Below are 16,923 nucleotides of genomic sequence, written 5' to 3'. Positions count from 1 at the left end.
GAATTATTATTATTTAATTGAAATTAGAATAGTCTCCTAAACTAACTTCTTTTGCTTTTTTTGTATAAGAAGTAAAATTACCTATCATAGAATTGTATAAATTAGCATTTTCAATTATTGTATAATTTAATATTAAAGATTTTTTAATATTGCTATTTTTAATTTTTGTATATTTTCCTATAGATACATAAGGTCCTATTATGCTATTTTCAATATTCGTATTTTCTTCTATGTAACAAGGTTTTATAATGAAACTATTTTTTATAACTGTATTTTTATGAATTAATTTTGAATTTTTAGATTCAATAGAAAGTATTTTTGAATTTGAAGAAAGAGTTCTTTTTTTATTTCCAAAATCCATCCATTCTTTAATTTTTTTATTAGTAAATTTTTCACCTTTTTTTCTCATTCTTTCTAAAGCTGATGTTAATTGGTATTCTTCTTCATTTTTTATTTTTTTATCTAAAATATATTGCAATTCATCTCTTAGATGATGACCATTTTTTAAATAATAAAGACCAACAATTGCTAAATTAGATACATAATATTTCGGTTTTTCTATAAAATTAGTAATTAATCCTGAAGAATCACATTTTACAACACCAAATAAATGAGGTTTTTTAACTTTTTTTGTCCATATAATATTATCCACTTTATTAGTTATTTCTTTTTCAATAGAAGTATGATAAAATAAAGTATCGGAAAAAGCTATAATTATTGGTCCTATTAAAGAATTTTTAGCTTTTAGTAATGCATCTGCAGTTCCTTGTGGATTTTTTTGATAATAAAAAATAGGATTAATTCCTATATCGTTAGTTGATTTAATTAATTCTTTTTTAATATCATTTTCAAAATTTCCTATTATAAAAATAATTTCTTGTATAGAAAAAATTTTAATGACTTTATATAAGTTATTTATCAATCTTTTTAAAATCGTTTTTCCTACGATAGGGATTAATGGTTTAGGAGTATTTAATGTATGTGGATGAAGACGTGTTCCTTTACCAGCCATAGGAATTATAATTTTCATATTTATAGTGTTTTATATTATATTCCAGTACTTCCAAAATTATTATTTCCTCTAATACTTTTATTTAGACAGGTAGATTTTTCCCATTTTATTTTAATAACTTTAACTATATTTAATAGTGCTAATTTTTCATAAGGTTTTATTATAATAGTAGTATTGAAAAATATATTTATTACAATTATTTTAATTTCTTTTTTTTCTATGTGTATTATTAAAAGTCCTTTTATTAATTTTTTTTTAAAAAAAATATGATACTTCATTTCTTTATTGAATTCAATGAAAAATCCAGTAGAAATTAATTTTCTTTCCAAAAAACTAATTGATATGGTTTTTTTAATTTTAGAAAAAATTTCTGTATATCTATATTGTTTATGCAAAATATTATTTAAATAGATTAATAAATCTTTTTCTTTCTAAAAAGAAAATACTTATTAAATATAAAAATTGAAAAAATAAATTAATTTCTATTTTTTTAAAATTTGCTATAAAAACTATAAAAATGGCAAAAAAAAAGTGAAATATAATATTTATTATTTTATTACAAAATTTTTTAAAATTTTTTTTACTCCAAAAATATAAAAATATTAGCATACATCCATAAGATGTAAAAGTCCCCCAAGCAGGAATCATAAAATTACTATTTGGAATTAGTATAAAAATGATATTAAATAATAAAGTTATTAATACACCTATTAAAGATAGGTAAGTACCAATAATAGGTTTGTCTATTATTTTATAAAAAATTGATAGATTTGTGTAAATACCTAAAAATAGGTTAGCCATCATGATTATAGGAATAATAGAAATGGTAATATGATATTTATCATCAATTAAAAATTTGATGAATAAAGAAATATTACCACATATTAATACATAAAAAATTAATCCAATTAAAATAAACATATAGGTAATTTCTTCATAAAAATATATTGCATTAGAATCATTATATTTTTTAAAAAAAAAAGGTTCAATACCTAATTTAAAAACTCTTATATATAAACTCATAAAAGATGCTATTTTATAGCAAGCAGAATAAGCTCCATTTATTTCATCAGATAACCATCTTTTAATTAAAATTTTATCTAAATTTTCATTAATAGAAAAAGCTATTGTTCCAAACATAATAGGAATACCATAATTTAACATTTTTATAGCCAAAATTTTATTGAATTTTTTGATATTAATTCTTTTTAAAAGTATAGGTAATACTAAAAATAAATTACTTAAAGAAGATATCATATTAGCAAAAAAAATATAACCAGTTTTATCTGTAAAAGAATTTACTATTTTAAAAACACAAAAAAACAAACTTTTTTTTTCAGAAAAATTTTTATAACAATAAAACATATATATTATTAAAATAGATTGTATTAATACGTTTATCATATTTATGATAGTATATATTATTGGTTTATCATTGACACGAAGCCAAGCCATAGGAAGAATACAAATAGTATCAAAAAATATGATTAAAAAAAACATAAAAAAATAATCTATATGATTTTGATATCCAGTTATATATGATATATTTTTTATTAATTTTATAGAAAAAATTAAAAAAAAAGAAGTAATTAATAATTGTATAATTACTCCTGTTGAAAAAATAATATCTTTATTATAATTTTTTTTATAAAAAAATCTGAAATAAGTATTTTCTAATCCAAAAGATAGGAATCCTATGATTAAAAAAGATAATGCATACATATCCGTGTAAAGAGAAAATTCTTCTTTTCTTAAATGAAAAGTAAAAAATTTTAAAAAAAAATAGTTAATAAATCTTGGAATAAGTAATCCTATAGAATATATAATAGTTTGTATTGCTAATTTTTTGTACAAATTCAACGTTTTTTATAAATTGAAAATTTTTTCTATTAAATAGAAATTAATTATGAGTAATTTTGTTAAAAAAATTTTAGAATAAAAAATGAATTATAGAAAAAAATCAAAAGAATTTATATCATATGCGATTAAACATAGAAAAATAAGTAGTTTAACAATAGATGAATATATTAAAATGATGACTCCTTATATAGTAGAGGAAAGAAAATTAAATATAGCTCAAATGGATGTTTTTTCTCGTTTAATGATGGATCGTGTTATTTTTTTAGGAACTTCTATAGAAGACGAAGTAGCTAATATAGTTCAAGCTCAATTATTATTTTTACAATCTGTAGATAATAAAAAAGATATACAAATATATATTAATTCTCCAGGAGGAGATGTTTACGCAGGATTAGGTATATATGATACAATGCAAATTGTAGAACCAGATGTAGCTACTATTTGTACTGGTATGGCTGCATCTATGGCAGCTGTTTTACTTTGTTCTGGTGTAAAAAATAAAAGGTCTGCCTTAAAACATTCTAGAATAATGATTCATCAGCCTATAGGAGGTACTCATGGTCAAGCTTCAGATATTGAAATTACAGTACGTGAAATTTTAAAACTAAAAAAAGAACTTTATGAAGTTATATCTAAACATTCAGGTGCTTCTATTGAAAAAATAGAAAAAGATTCAGATAGAGATTATTGGATGACGTCTGAAGAAGCTAAAAAATATGGAATGATTGATGAAGTATTAAAAGGTAAAAATAAAAAGTAAAATGATCACGACAGGATTCGAACCTATAACCTACTGCTTAGAAGGCAGTTGCTCTATCCATTTGAGCTACGTGACCTATCTATAAAATCGGGGTAGCAGGATTTGAACCTACGGTCTCCTGGTCCCAAACCAGGCGCGATAACCAAACTACGCTATACCCCGAAACGGAGAATGTGGGATTCGAACCCACGCGGTAAAATATACCGACAGTTTAGCAAACTGTTCCGTTAACCACTCCGGCAATTCTCCTAAAAATACAAATCTAAAATAGTTAAATTAAATAAGCAAATATTAGTTTTTATATTTATTTTTTTGTATATACTATTCTAGTATGATAAATGTTTATAAGTTTTTTTTTAATAACTTCTTTTACCTTTTCTATTTCTTTTAAAGTAATATCTGTATTTGAAAATTGATTTTCTTTTTTTTGTTTATTAACAATATTTTCTACTAAGTTTTCTAAATCTTTAGAAGATGGATTTTTTATACTTTTTGAAGCTGCTTCTACTGAATCTGCTATCATAACAATAGCTGTTTCTTTAGAAAAAGGTTTAGGTCCAGAATATTGAAATTGTTTTTTATCTATTTTTATATTTGGAAATTTTTCTTGTTGTTTTTTATAGAAATAATAAACTATGCTATTTCCATGATGAGTACGTATGAAATCAGTTATAGCATCTGGTAAATGATATTTTTTAGCTAATTCTATACCTATAGAAACATGATTTAAAATAATTTTTGCACTTTTTTTTGGACTTAATTTTTCATGTGGATTTATTTTGTTTTGCTGATTTTCAATAAAAAATTTAGAATTTTTAATTTTTCCTATATCATGATAAATTGAACCTATTTTTACTAAAAGTGAATTTGCTTCAATTGTAACAGCAGCTTCTTCTGCAATGTTAGCTACTGTTAAAACATGTTGTAAAGTTCCTGGAGCTTTTTTAGATAACAATCTCAATATAGGTGTATTAGTATCAGATAATTCTAATAATGAAATATCAGAAGTTAAATTTAATAATTTTTCAAAAAGAAATATTAACGGATGAACAAATAAAGTTAAAACTCCACTAAAAAAAAATAAATAAAAAGTATATAAAGAAGTTTTTTCCAAAGATCCTTCACGTATTAAAGTTATAGATATAAAAGTAATTATATAGGTAATAGTTATTTTTACTACAGCAATAAAAAGATTAGCCATTTTATTATAAATATTTTTTTTAGTTAATAAAACTATAAATCCTGTAGTAATTTGAAGAAAAATAAATTCTAAACTATTTGGTGTTATTAAAGATAACAATAAAATGGTTATTAAATGAATAATAATACTTAAATTAAAATTAAAAAATGCACGAATACTTATAGGTAAAATAGAAAAAGGAATTATATATAGTATTTTAGAATGATATCTTAAAATTAAGATAGTAATTAAGGATATTAATAATATGTTAATAATTAAAAAATTTGTTTTTCTATTATTTTGAAATATTTTTTTTTGAAAACAAAAAAGATAAAATATAAATAGATAGAATATCATGCTTATAATTAAAAAATATCCTATAATAAGACCATAATATTTATTTTTATTCCATATTTTTTTTTCATATTCTTTTTTAAAAGAAGATAAAATTTCAAATTTTTTATTATTTATTACTTCATTTTTGACAATAATTATATCTCCTTTAATAAAGGAGAATTTAATATTTTTAATAGATTTAATTTTTTTATCTAAAAAAAATTTAGTACAATATGGACTATAAAATAAATTTGGTATTATTAATTTTTTTAATATTTTTTTAAAAATTTTATTATTATAATTTTTTTTATTTAATTTATTTTCAATAATATTATTTACTGTATTATAATTTTTTATTTTTTTATATAAAATAGGAATCCATTTTTCATTTTTTTTTAAAAAAATTACATTAATATTATTTTTTTTTGAAAAATTATTATGATCTATATATCCATATTTATAAATAGAACGTATTATTTTTTTTAAAATTATAGAATAGTGTTTATTTTTTTTTATAAATGAATTTTTTTTAAATTTTTTTTTTATATTTTTTACTATTTTTTCATCTTTAATATAGAACAGATCTTTATTTTTTTTTAAATTTAAAATTTCTGATTTTATATCTTTATGGTTTTTTAGAATAAAAAAATTAAATGGAGAAAATAAATCTCCATAAGACCAAATTTTTCCTTTTGAAAATTCATATTTAAAAATTTCTTTTTTTGGGAAAAAAAATGTCAATAATAAGATTGCAATAATTGTAACTAAAATTTTATCTATAATACTTTTATAAGCTTTTAAGAAGTTAGCCATTACCTAGAAATTGTGTAATTATGCAATTCTTTCGGAAGGATGATATTTTTTTTAATTTTTAAAGGATAAGTATCATATGAATTAATGATATTATAATAATAAAAATAATTTAATTTATTATAATCATATTTTTTTTATTAATATGATTTATTTTGTAAAATATTAGATAATAATCGGTTTTCATCGTTAATACTTTCTTCTAAACAAATAGTGGATTCTGTTCTAAGAACACCTTTAATTTCTCCAATTTTAGAAATAACATCTCTAGCATCTGAAGGATCTCTAGCCATAATTCTACAAAAAAGATTATATTTACCAGAAGTAATATATAATTGTACTATATTTGGAATTTTTTTTAATTCTTCTTTTACTGATTTAGATTCACGAGAATTTGATAATATTCCTACAAAAGCTATTAAATGAAAACCTAATGATTCATATCCAATAATCAAAGTACTACCTTTTATAATACCTGCGTCTTCTAATTTTTTTACTCTAACATGTACTGTTCCAACAGATAGAGGTTTGATTTCCTTACTTATTTGTTTACTTATTTCAGTATAAGGGGTTCTAGCATTTATATTTAATTTTTTGACAATAGTATTGTCTATTTCATCTGTATTATATCTTAGGATCATTGTTTTATATTTTTTTAAATAAAGATATTAAAAATACCAAGATACAAAACTTTCTTTTTCAATAATTTATTATCAATCATATAAAAAATTATTGAAATATTTTAAAATTTTTTTGTATTAATAAATAGATAAATTTAAAATGTATTTGATCCTTTATATTATATTTTTTTGAATTAAATTCAATTTTTATTTTTTTTATAAATTATATTTTTATTATCTATTAAATTAATAAATATATTTTTTAATTTTTTAAAAAAAAATCCATAAAAAGAAGAGTATATAAAATTTTTTATTATCTCATGTTTTAAATAAAATTTTTCTAAAATTAGAATGTATATAAATTGTGTTACTTTTTCTTCAAAAGAAGAATTTAATTTATTAAATAATTTGTTTTGAATTTTTATATTACTTGTAGGAAATAATATTTCCATACTGATATTAGGTTTTTGTATTATTCCATAAATAATAATTCTTAATTCCGTAAATATCATATTTACGTTATTTTTTAAATTTATTGGATAATTAATATATTTAAAAGCATTGAATACATATTTAGAATCATAAGCTACTAAATCTATAATTGATTTATTAAGATTATTTTTCCAAGTAATCAATCCACCTGGTTTTATTTTAAATTTTTTCTCCAATTTAAAAATTGGAATGTTTTCTTTATTAGAAAAATGATATAATCCATTTTTTATAAAAAATTTTCCATTAGTTTGAATGTTTTTTTTTAGTTTTTTTTCTAAAAAAATAAATCCTTCTCCTTTTAATTCAATAAAATTTTCTAAGTTTTTATCTAAAAAAATTGATAATTTTGTATTATTTTCTATATTAATTTTAATATTAAATAAAATATCATTTATTTTATTTTTTTTATTATTATTTTTTTGATAAAATTCATTATTTTTTAGTTTTTTTATATATAAATGAGAAGAATTTAAAATTTTTCCATTATTTATAAAAATATTAAAAATATTTTCTTTTTTTATTATTTGTATTTCTCCATAAGAAAATATTTTTCCAAATAAAAAATAATTATGTTTTTTATTTGTATTTAAAACAAGTAAATTTTTTGTTTTTATAGATAATTTTAAATCCCATTTAAAAAATTTTTTTAATAATATAGATCCACTTATGAGTCCTTCAGTATTGTATTTTGTATCTTTAAAAATAGAAGGATATAATGTACAAGATTTATTAAAAATGTTTATAAAAATTGGATTTATTATTTTATAATTTGTATTTATAGAATTTATTTTTAAACCAAATTTTTTAATTTCTATTTTTCCAAAAAAATTAGGGTCTTTTAAATTTCCAGAAATTTGTATATATCCTGTGATATAACCTTTTATTTCACTGTTAAATTTTTTCCATAAAAAAGATAAATTATCTATTTCAAATTTTTTAATATTAATATTTAAATCAAGTTTTGATTGATTTTTTAATTCATTATTAATATTTCCAGATATATTAAAAATATCATGAAATTTTTTTTTAAGGATTATATTAATATTATAATTTTTATTTTTTTTAGAAGATAAAATAGATAATTTTCCTAAATTTTTTTTTCCAATATAAAAATTATGTATAATTAAATTAATATTAGGTTCAATTTTATGAAATTTATTTTTTAATGAAAAAAATCCATTAACAAAACCATTTATCATTAAATTTTTTTGGAAAAAAAATTCTTTTAATTCTACATTTTTAAAAACAAATTCAAATATATTTGAATTTGTTTTTAAAAAATCTATATTCATAATAATTTTTTGATTTTTATGATAAAAAATCATATTATCAACAATATATCTTTGATTAAAAAAATCAATTTTTATTTTTCCTATTTTTTTTAATCCATTATAAATAAACCAATCATGTCCATTAAAATTGAATTTAGAAAAAAAATGAAAAAATATAAAAAAATTATTTTCTTTTTTACAAAAGAAATTTAATATTTGTTTTCTATATTTTTGTTCTTTTAATTTAAAAAAAAATTTTGAATTTATTATGTAATGATTTTTTTTATTAAAAATATATATATCTATTTTTTTTGCAAAAATATTTTTATAAAAAAAATTTTTTATATTTATTTGTATACTATTCTTTAAAGAAGTGTTTATTTTAATGAATAATCTATTGATAAATATTTTATTAAATTGTATTTTTTTTGCAAAAAAATTTATTTTCAATAGATTATATTCTTTTTTTCCTAATATTTGAATATCAGAAAAATAAAAATTTTTTTTTATTAAAAAAAGATCAAGAAAATTTTTTTTTATTAAAAAATTAAAATTTATATGTTTTATAGAAAAATTAACAAATTTTTTATTTTCTAAATAAAAAATAATTTGTTTCTCTACAATTTGTATTAATTGATGCCAATTAAAAAATCCATGAATATGTCCAATAAACATATTAGATACATTTATAGTAATTTTTTTAAAAAAAGATTGATCATTAATTAATATAATTTTTGTATTATTTAAAATTTTATTTTTATTATTATTTATTTGTACATATATTTTTTGATTATTTTTATTAATTTCTCCTTGAAAATTAATTAAAATATGAGATGATATATTTTTATATAGTTTTTTTGAAAAATATAAAAAAATTTTACTTTTTTTTAAAATTCTAAAAATATGTCTTTTTTTTATCAATATTTTTCCTTCATATTGTATATTTTTAGGATTTGAAAAATTAATATAATTGCATATTTTTGCTTTAAAAAAATTATAATGAAAAAAACCTTCTATTTTTAATATTTTTTTTATTAAAAATAAATTTCCTTGAAATATCCACCATCTTTTAGATTTAAAATTATTTAGATATGGAATAATCTTACTTAAATTATTTAAATTAAACTTAATGAAAGTTTTAAAAAATTTAATTTTTTTCCATTTTTTATTTAAAAAATCAATATAAATTTTATGAGAAAAAAATTTTTCTCCTTGTAAACTTTTTATAAAAATATTAGAAAATATAAATTTTTTACTTTTATTTTTTAATTTTATTAAAATATTTCCTTGAATAAATATTTTATGATTTAAAAATCGTTTTTTACATAAAAATGATATTAAATCAGATCCTAATTTTGAATTAGAAATAAATGATATTAAATCAGATCCTAATTTTGAATTAGAAATAAATGATATTAAATCAGATCCTAATTTTGAATTAGGAAAAATAGTACATTGGATAATATTTTCTTTTTCTACTTTATTATTGTATAAAATAATACTACCAATTAATAAACTTTTAGATGTTTTTAAATAAAAATTATGGATTTTTAATTTTGATGTATAATATGTTAAATTACAAAAAAAATTTTTAATATAAAAATTATTTGAATAATCTTTATTTTGTAAAGATATATATGCTTTTATTTTTTCATTATTTATATAAATATTTTTTATACGAATTGAAAAAAAATTATTAATTTTTTTTTTATTAATATTATATATTAAATGTAATTTTTTTATTGTTAACTTAGAACAAGTTAATGAATTCATTTTATTTAACTTTTTATCAATCAAAAATTTTTTGATAAAAAATAAAAAATTATTTTCTTTTTCTCTAAAATATTTTTTTATGAAAAAATAAGAATTATCAATATAAAAATTTTTTATATTTAAATGTTTTGGATTTATAAAAAAATAAAATAAATTATCAATAGATAATTTACATTTAGATAAATAAATAAAAGAAAAATGATGATGATCTATAATTCTTACATTATGAAAAATTAGTTCTTTCTTAAAAAAATCTATAGAAGCATTTTTTATACAAATTTCTGGACTAATACGGTATATTATTTTTTTTAAAAAAAACGTTGATATTTTTTCTTGTTTATAATCAATAATAAAAAAAACTAATAAACTTAAAAATAAAATTAATAAAAATAATATTTTTCTTTTTATATAAGAAAAATTGTAATAAAAAACATTCTTCATTTTTAAAAATATTCTTATTTATATGAATAAAAAACCTATTATCATTGGTATAGAATCATCATGTGATGAAACAGCTGTTTCTATTATCAAAAATAGAAAAGTATTATCTAATATTATCATTCATCAAAACATTCATAGAAAGTATGGAGGAGTAGTTCCAGAATTAGCTTCAAGATTACATGATAAAAATATACCAATAGCTGTTAAAAAAGCTATTTTTTTAGCAAAAATAAAAATAAAACAACTTGATGCGGTTTCTTTTACTATAGGACCAGGTATGATAGGTTCTTTATTAGTAGGATCTTCTTTTGCAAAATCATTATCTATAGGATTAAATATTCCTATACTAACTGTAAATCATATTCAAGCACATATACTTACTCACTTTATAAAAAATGCAAATATTAATAACTCTTATCCAAAATTTCCATTTTTATGTTTAGTAATAAGTGGTGGACATACTCAAATAATAAAAGTAAATGATTTTTTTAAAATGAAAGTATTAGGATCAACTTTAGATGATTCTGTAGGAGATACTTTTGATAAAGTAGCTAGAATATTAGGATTTCATTATCCTGGTGGACCTATGATAGATACTTTTTCTAAAAATGGTAATTATAAAAAATTTATTTTTTCAAAACCATTAGTAAACGGACTAAACTTTAGTTTTAGTGGATTAAAAAGTAATATTTTACAATTAATAAAAAATAAATTAAAAAAAAATCCATTTTTTATAAATGAAAATAAATCAGATTTGTGTGCTTCTATACAAAGAACAATAGCTGAAATTCTTTTAGAAAAAGTACAAAAAGCTATTCTAAAAACTAAAATTTGTAGAATAGCTTTAGCAGGAGGAGTATCTGCTAATCATGATATTAGAAAAATGTTTATATTATTTTCTAAAAAAAATCCAAAATATGAAATATTTATTCCAAAAAAAATATATACAACAGATAATGGAGCTATGATAGCTATTACTGGTTTATTTAAATATGAAAAAAAATTATTTGATTCTATTGATGTTCATCCATTTTCAAAATTTGAAATATTTTAAATACATGTACATATTAAATTTCTATCTCCATATCCTTCATTAATACGATTTACTGATGGCCAAAATTTTCTATCTCTAACCCAATATAATGGATAAGCCGCTTTTTCTCTACTATAAGGATGATTCCAATTACTATGTGTTAATGTATCTATACTATGTGGAGCATTTTTAAGTACATTTTCTGTTTTAGAAAAATTACCATCTTTAATTTCTTGAATTTCTTTTCGTATACTAATAAGTGTTTCAATAAAACGATCCAATTCTTCTTTAGATTCACTTTCTGTAGGTTCTATCATCATACATCCTTCTACAGGAAAAGATATTGTAGGAGCATGATAACTATAATCCATCATTCTTTTTGCTATATCTATAACTTCTATTCCTATAGATTTAAATATCCTACAGTCTATAATTAATTCATGAGCTACTTCGTTATTTTCTCCGTATAATATTTTATAAAATTTTTTTAATTTTTCTTTTATATAATTAGCATTAAGAATAGATATTTCTGTACATTTTTTAAGTCCATATGGACCTAATAAACGAATATAAGCATAAGAAATTATTAAAATCATAGAAGATCCATATGGAGAAGAAGAAACGGTTATCATTTCTTTTTTTTCCATTTTTTTAAAAGGATGATAAGGATGATTAGGAAGAAATTTTTTTAAATGTGTATCAACACATATAGGCCCCATACCAGGTCCTCCTCCTCCATGAGGAATTGCAAAAGTTTTATGAAGATTAAGATGACAAACATCTACTCCTAAATATACAGGTTTTATTAATCCTACTTGAGCGTTCATATTAGCCCCATCCATATAAACTTGTCCTCCATTTTCATGTATAATATCTATTAATTCTTTAATATGTGTTTCATATATACCATTAGTTGATGGATAAGTTATCATTAATACTGATAAAAAATCTTTATTTTCTTTTACTTTTTTTAAAAAATCATTTTTATCAATAGTTCCGTCATTTTTAGTAGCAATTAAAATCACTTTCATTCCTGCCATATTTGCTGAAGCAGGATTAGTTCCATGAGAAGAAGAAGGAATTAATGCTATATTTCTTTTTGATTCATTTATTGAGTTATGATAATGTTTGATTACCATAAGTCCAGTATATTCTCCTTGTGCTCCTGAATTAGGTTGTAAAGAAATTCCAGAAAATCCTGTTATCTCTTTTAAATATTTTTTCAAATTTTTAATAATAATATTATATCCATTAGATTGATTTTCAGGAACAAAAGGATGTATATTCCTCCATTCATATTGACTTAAAGGAAATAATTCTGTAGAAGCATTTAATTTCATAGTACATGATCCTAATGGAATCATTGAATGATTTAAAGAAAGATCTTTTTTTTCTAATCTTTTTATATAACGCATAAGTTCATTTTCTGAATGATATTTATAAAAAACTTCATGAGTTAAAAAATCAGAAACTCTTTTTAAGGAATAAGGAATCCTATTTTCTATATTTTTTTTTATTATTTTTTTTATATTCTTTTTTTTATAAACTTCATAAAATATAGATAAAATATGATTTATATCATTTGTAGATGTTGTTTCATCTAAAGTAATAGTTAAATAATTTTGATCTATGTATCTAAAATTTGTTTTTTTTCGTTCTGCTACTTCTTTTATTTTATGATTAATAAAATTTGTTTTAATTTTTATTGTATCAAAATAAAAAGTATTTAATTGATTGATATCATTAAAATTATTTATCAATAATAATTCTAATTTTTTTGTATGTGTATGAATAGATTCTGCTATTTTGATTAATCCTTTTTTTCCATGATATAAAGCATACATAGAAGCCATGATAGCTGGAAGTACTTGGGAAGTACAAATATTAGAAGTAGCCCTTTCTCTTTTTATATGTTGTTCTCTAGTTTGTAAAGCCATACGAAATGCCTTTTTATTTGTAACATCTACTGACATTCCAATAATCCTTCCTGGAATAAAACGTTTATATTTTTCATTAGTAGAAAAAAAAGCAGCATGAGGTCCACCATATCCCATAGGAATTCCAAAAGATTGACTTGATCCTACAACAACATCCGCTCCCCATTCTCCAGGAGGTTTTAATAAAGATAGAGATAATAAATCTGCAGATACTATAATTGATATATCATTTTTTTTAGAAAAATCAATGATTTCATTGTAATCATATATCATACCTGTAGAAGAAGGATAAGAAATTAATAAACCAAATATTTTTTTTTCTTTATATTTATATAAATTTTTATGTGAATCTTTTATTATGTTAATACCTAATCCAAAACATCTTGTTTTTAAAACATAAAAAGTTTGCGGTAGTATTTCATTTGAAACAAAAAAATAATAATTTTTTGTTATTTTTTTGTTTTTTATTTTTTCCTGATATATCATATACATAGCATCAGCTGCAGCTGTAGATTCATCTAACATAGAAGCATTACTTATTTTCATTCCAGTAAGATTTGAAATCATAGTTTGAAAATTCATTAAAGCTTCTAAACGTCCTTGAGATATTTCAGATTGATATGGAGTATAAGGAGTATACCATCCAGGATTTTCTAAAATATTTCTTTGTATTACACTTGGAGTGATAGTATTTTTATATCCTAATCCTATATAAGATCTATAAATTTTATTTTTCTTACTTATTTTATTTATATGATTTAAATATTCATATTCAGAAATAGAATTAGGTAAATTTAATTTTTTTTTTAAACGTATTTTTTTAGGAATAGTTTTTTTTATAAATTTATTGATAGAACAATATTCTAATGTTTTTAACATATCATGAACTTCATTATAAGATGGGCCTATATGTCTAAAACAAAAATTTTTTCTGTAATCCTCTTTCATAAAAATATAAATTGTGTTTATCTTTAATTTGGTTTACAAATTTAGATAAATGCTTATCATCTTATCATTTTTTTTTAAAAAAAAACAAATATAATGAAAGTAACTATTATTGGAGCAGGTAATGTAGGAGCTCATTGTGCTAGTCTATTAGCTCAAAAAGACATAGTTAGAGAAATCATATTATTAGATATAAAAAAAAATTTTTCTGAAGGAAAAAGTTTAGATATATCTCAAATGTTATCTCTTGTAGAATCAAATACTAAAATATTTGGAATAACTAATGATTATTCTAAATCTAAAAATTCAGAAATAATTATTATAACTTGTGGAATACCCAGAAAACCTGGAATGAGTCGTGATGATTTAATCAATATTAATGCAAAAATTATTTATTCTGTCACTAAAAAATCTATATTTTTTTCACCAAATGCTAAATTAATTATAGTATCTAATCCATTAGATATAATGTCATATGTAAGTTATCTTGCATCAGAAATAGATTCTTCTCGTGTTTTTGGAATGGCAGGTATATTAGATTCCGCAAGATATCGTTTTTTTTTATCAAAAAAATTGAATATATCATTTCATGATATACAATCTTTATTATTAGGTAGTCATGGGGATACTATGGTTCCTTTATATAGATATACATCTATATCTGGGATACCTATTAAAGAATTTTTATCAGAAAAAGATAATGATATTATTATAGAAAAAACAAAAAAAGGTGGAGAAGAAATAGTAAATTTATTAGGAACATCTGCATGGATGGCCCCTAGTGCTTCTGTTGTAAAAATGGTAGAATGCATTTTAAAAAATAGTAAACGTATTTTTTCCTGTTCTGTTTTTTTAAAAGGAGAATATGGATTAGAAAATTTATATTTAGGAGTTCCAGTTATTTTAGGTAAATATGGAGTTGAAAAAATAATAGAATTAAAATTAAATAAGGAAGAAATGTCTCTTTTAAAAAAATCTGGAAATTATGTTAAAAATACAATAAATAAACTTAAAAATTTTTTTTAAAAAAAGTTTATTTTCCTATAAATATTATAAGTTCTCCTTTTTTGTAATTAATTTCTATTTTTTTATTAGTAGATTCATTTCTAATTCCTATATTTTTACCAATTTTTAATATTCCTTTATGAATAGGATATTTTAGTCCATTAGTTTTTAATCCATTTACTTCTGGAAATGGAAATAGTGATATTTTTTTATTTTTTTCTGAAAAAAAAAATATATTTTTTTTTTTTGAAAAAAAATAAAAATAATATTTATCATGAAAAACAATAGATAATTTTTTTTTATATTTTAAAGCTGTAGATAAATTTCCTAAAAAATGATCTTGTTCTTTTCCACTAGCTCCCCAAACGTTTATATTAAAAAATCCTTTTTTATAAAGAATATTTAAGGCTTTATCAAAATCTGTATATTTTTGATTATAAGTAGTAAAAATCCTTCCTTTAGAAGGAAAATCTTTTTTTAATATAGAATCAAAATCTCCACTTATATAATCTATAGAAATTCCCAATTTTTTTAAATAATAAAAAGCCCCATCTACAGAAAATATTTTATGATAAAATATTTTATTTTTTAAAAAATAAGGTGGATCTCCATTAAGAAATAACTCTATTTTTTGTTGTTTATTTTTTAAACGATAATTCATATTAATAATTAATAAAACGATTTCCTAAATAAACTTTTTTAACTGTAGTATCTCTTAATACTTCTGTAGTTGTTCCATGTTTAAATATTTTTCCTTCAAACATTAAATAAATACGATCTGTTATCATAGAAATTTCTTGAACATTATGATCCGTTATTAATATACCTATATTTTTCTTTTTTAAAGAAAAAATTATTTTTTGTAATTCTTCTATAGCAATTGGATCTATTCCAGAAAAAGGTTCATCTAAAAGAATAAATTTAGGTTTAATAGCTAAACATCTAGCAATTTCAGTACGTCTCCTTTCTCCTCCAGAAAGGATTTCTCCTAAATTTTTTCTAATGTTTTGTAATCCTAATTCTTCAATTAATTTTTCTGTTATTTCTTTTCTTTTTTTAAAAAATTTTTTTTTCATTTCCAATATGCATAAAATATTATCTTCCACAGATAATTTTCTAAATATAGATGGTTCTTGTGCTAAATATCCAATTCCTTTTTTGGAACGTTGATATATTGGTTTCATAGTTATATCTTCCTGATTAATAACTATTTTTCCTTTATCTGGCTTAATAATTCCTATAATCATGTAAAAAAAAGTAGTTTTTCCAGCTCCATTAGGTCCAATTAATCCAACTATTTCTCCTTGAAATAATTTTAAAGAAATATTTTTTACTATATATTTTCCTTTATATTTTTTATATATATTTTTAGCTATCAAAGTCATATAAAATAATTTTTTTGTATTATTGAATTCATATTTATTATTATAATGAAAAAAATATTCAAA

At 19.6% G+C, this 16,923-nt stretch carries 12 protein-coding genes and 3 tRNA genes; 3 read left to right on the top strand and 12 right to left on the bottom strand.

Annotation, left to right across the window (positions count from 1 at the left end):
- Positions 1 to 13 precede the first annotated feature (13 nt).
- Genes H0H36_RS00180 through H0H36_RS00170 form a run of 3 tightly spaced genes read right to left on the bottom strand, consistent with a single transcriptional unit; the run spans position 14 to position 2,866 of the window.
- A complete protein-coding gene (locus H0H36_RS00180; RefSeq protein WP_185869643.1) occupies positions 14 to 1,030 on the bottom strand; it encodes a sugar phosphate nucleotidyltransferase in 1,017 nt (338 codons plus the stop codon).
- Positions 1,031 to 1,047: 17 nt separating this feature from the next.
- Positions 1,048 to 1,407, bottom strand: coding sequence for a dCTP deaminase/dUTPase family protein (locus H0H36_RS00175; RefSeq protein WP_238786207.1), 360 nt, complete (start codon positions 1,405 to 1,407; stop codon positions 1,048 to 1,050).
- Between the two features lie 4 nt (positions 1,408 to 1,411).
- On the bottom strand, positions 1,412 to 2,866 hold the full coding sequence (locus tag H0H36_RS00170; protein ID WP_185869642.1) for a lipopolysaccharide biosynthesis protein: 1,455 nt from the start codon (positions 2,864 to 2,866) through the stop codon (positions 1,412 to 1,414).
- 88 nt (positions 2,867 to 2,954) lie between these two features.
- Here H0H36_RS00170 and clpP point away from each other — a divergent pair, with 88 nt between their 5' ends.
- A complete protein-coding gene (gene clpP / locus H0H36_RS00165; RefSeq protein WP_185869641.1) occupies positions 2,955 to 3,632 on the top strand; it encodes an ATP-dependent Clp endopeptidase proteolytic subunit ClpP in 678 nt (225 codons plus the stop codon).
- A 2-nt stretch (positions 3,633 to 3,634) separates the two neighbouring features.
- Here clpP and H0H36_RS00160 read toward each other — a convergent pair.
- From H0H36_RS00160 to H0H36_RS00135, 6 genes are all read right to left on the bottom strand, one after another.
- A tRNA-Arg gene (locus H0H36_RS00160) sits at positions 3,635 to 3,708 on the bottom strand.
- Between the two features lie 11 nt (positions 3,709 to 3,719).
- Positions 3,720 to 3,794, bottom strand: a tRNA-Pro gene (locus H0H36_RS00155).
- Positions 3,795 to 3,797: 3 nt separating this feature from the next.
- A tRNA-Ser gene (locus H0H36_RS00150) sits at positions 3,798 to 3,881 on the bottom strand.
- 55 nt (positions 3,882 to 3,936) lie between these two features.
- The gene (locus H0H36_RS00145; RefSeq protein ID WP_185869640.1) at positions 3,937 to 5,961 is read right to left on the bottom strand and encodes an HDIG domain-containing metalloprotein; all 2,025 of its coding nucleotides are present in this window, start codon (positions 5,959 to 5,961) and stop codon (positions 3,937 to 3,939) included.
- Between the two features lie 137 nt (positions 5,962 to 6,098).
- Positions 6,099 to 6,599, bottom strand: coding sequence for an Lrp/AsnC family transcriptional regulator (locus tag H0H36_RS00140; RefSeq protein WP_185869639.1), 501 nt, complete (start codon positions 6,597 to 6,599; stop codon positions 6,099 to 6,101).
- A 179-nt stretch (positions 6,600 to 6,778) separates the two neighbouring features.
- Positions 6,779 to 10,555, bottom strand: coding sequence for a translocation/assembly module TamB domain-containing protein (locus tag H0H36_RS00135; RefSeq protein WP_185869638.1), 3,777 nt, complete (start codon positions 10,553 to 10,555; stop codon positions 6,779 to 6,781).
- 22 nt (positions 10,556 to 10,577) lie between these two features.
- On the opposite strand from H0H36_RS00135, the gene tsaD reads away from it, so the two are divergent.
- On the top strand, positions 10,578 to 11,609 hold the full coding sequence (tsaD, locus tag H0H36_RS00130) for a tRNA (adenosine(37)-N6)-threonylcarbamoyltransferase complex transferase subunit TsaD (protein ID WP_185869637.1): 1,032 nt from the start codon (positions 10,578 to 10,580) through the stop codon (positions 11,607 to 11,609).
- Here tsaD and gcvP read toward each other — a convergent pair.
- Complete coding sequence (gene gcvP, locus H0H36_RS00125) at positions 11,606 to 14,473, bottom strand: aminomethyl-transferring glycine dehydrogenase (RefSeq protein WP_185869636.1); 2,868 nt, start codon at positions 14,471 to 14,473, stop codon at positions 11,606 to 11,608. The genes tsaD and gcvP overlap by 4 nt on opposite strands.
- A gap of 93 nt (positions 14,474 to 14,566) precedes the next feature.
- Here gcvP and mdh point away from each other — a divergent pair, with 93 nt between their 5' ends.
- Positions 14,567 to 15,496 carry a malate dehydrogenase gene (mdh, locus tag H0H36_RS00120; protein WP_185869635.1) on the top strand — a complete coding sequence of 310 codons (930 nt, stop codon included), beginning with the start codon at positions 14,567 to 14,569 and terminating at the stop codon, positions 15,494 to 15,496.
- A 7-nt stretch (positions 15,497 to 15,503) separates the two neighbouring features.
- Here the strand turns inward: mdh and H0H36_RS00115 are convergent, their stop codons facing one another.
- A complete protein-coding gene (locus H0H36_RS00115; protein WP_185869634.1) occupies positions 15,504 to 16,136 on the bottom strand; it encodes a thiamine diphosphokinase in 633 nt (210 codons plus the stop codon).
- A gap of 1 nt (position 16,137) precedes the next feature.
- Positions 16,138 to 16,860: an LPS export ABC transporter ATP-binding protein gene (gene lptB, locus H0H36_RS00110; RefSeq protein WP_185869633.1), complete on the bottom strand. Its 723-nt coding sequence runs from the start codon at positions 16,858 to 16,860 to the stop codon at positions 16,138 to 16,140.
- Between the last annotated feature and the right edge of the window lie 63 nt (positions 16,861 to 16,923).

The sequence above is a fragment of the Blattabacterium cuenoti genome, assembly GCF_014252395.1.
Taxonomy (GTDB): Bacteria; Bacteroidota; Bacteroidia; order Flavobacteriales; family Blattabacteriaceae; genus Blattabacterium; species Blattabacterium cuenoti_AA.
This window is presented reverse-complemented; position numbering and strand designations above follow the sequence as displayed.

What these genes read in the sequence shown, in the direction of transcription:
- H0H36_RS00180 (WP_185869643.1), bottom strand. Translation starts at nt 1,030, where the DNA reads ATGAAAATTATAATTCCTATGGCTGGTAAAGGAACACGTCTTCATCCA.
- clpP (WP_185869641.1), top strand. Translation starts at nt 2,955, where the DNA reads ATGAATTATAGAAAAAAATCAAAAGAATTTATATCATATGCGATTAAA.
- H0H36_RS00145 (WP_185869640.1), bottom strand. Translation starts at nt 5,961, where the DNA reads ATGGCTAACTTCTTAAAAGCTTATAAAAGTATTATAGATAAAATTTTA.
- H0H36_RS00140 (WP_185869639.1), bottom strand. Translation starts at nt 6,599, where the DNA reads ATGATCCTAAGATATAATACAGATGAAATAGACAATACTATTGTCAAA.
- H0H36_RS00135 (WP_185869638.1), bottom strand. Translation starts at nt 10,555, where the DNA reads ATGAAGAATGTTTTTTATTACAATTTTTCTTATATAAAAAGAAAAATA.
- tsaD (WP_185869637.1), top strand. Translation starts at nt 10,578, where the DNA reads ATGAATAAAAAACCTATTATCATTGGTATAGAATCATCATGTGATGAA.
- gcvP (WP_185869636.1), bottom strand. Translation starts at nt 14,473, where the DNA reads ATGAAAGAGGATTACAGAAAAAATTTTTGTTTTAGACATATAGGCCCA.
- mdh (WP_185869635.1), top strand. Translation starts at nt 14,567, where the DNA reads ATGAAAGTAACTATTATTGGAGCAGGTAATGTAGGAGCTCATTGTGCT.
- H0H36_RS00115 (WP_185869634.1), bottom strand. Translation starts at nt 16,136, where the DNA reads ATGAATTATCGTTTAAAAAATAAACAACAAAAAATAGAGTTATTTCTT.
- lptB (WP_185869633.1), bottom strand. Translation starts at nt 16,860, where the DNA reads ATGACTTTGATAGCTAAAAATATATATAAAAAATATAAAGGAAAATAT.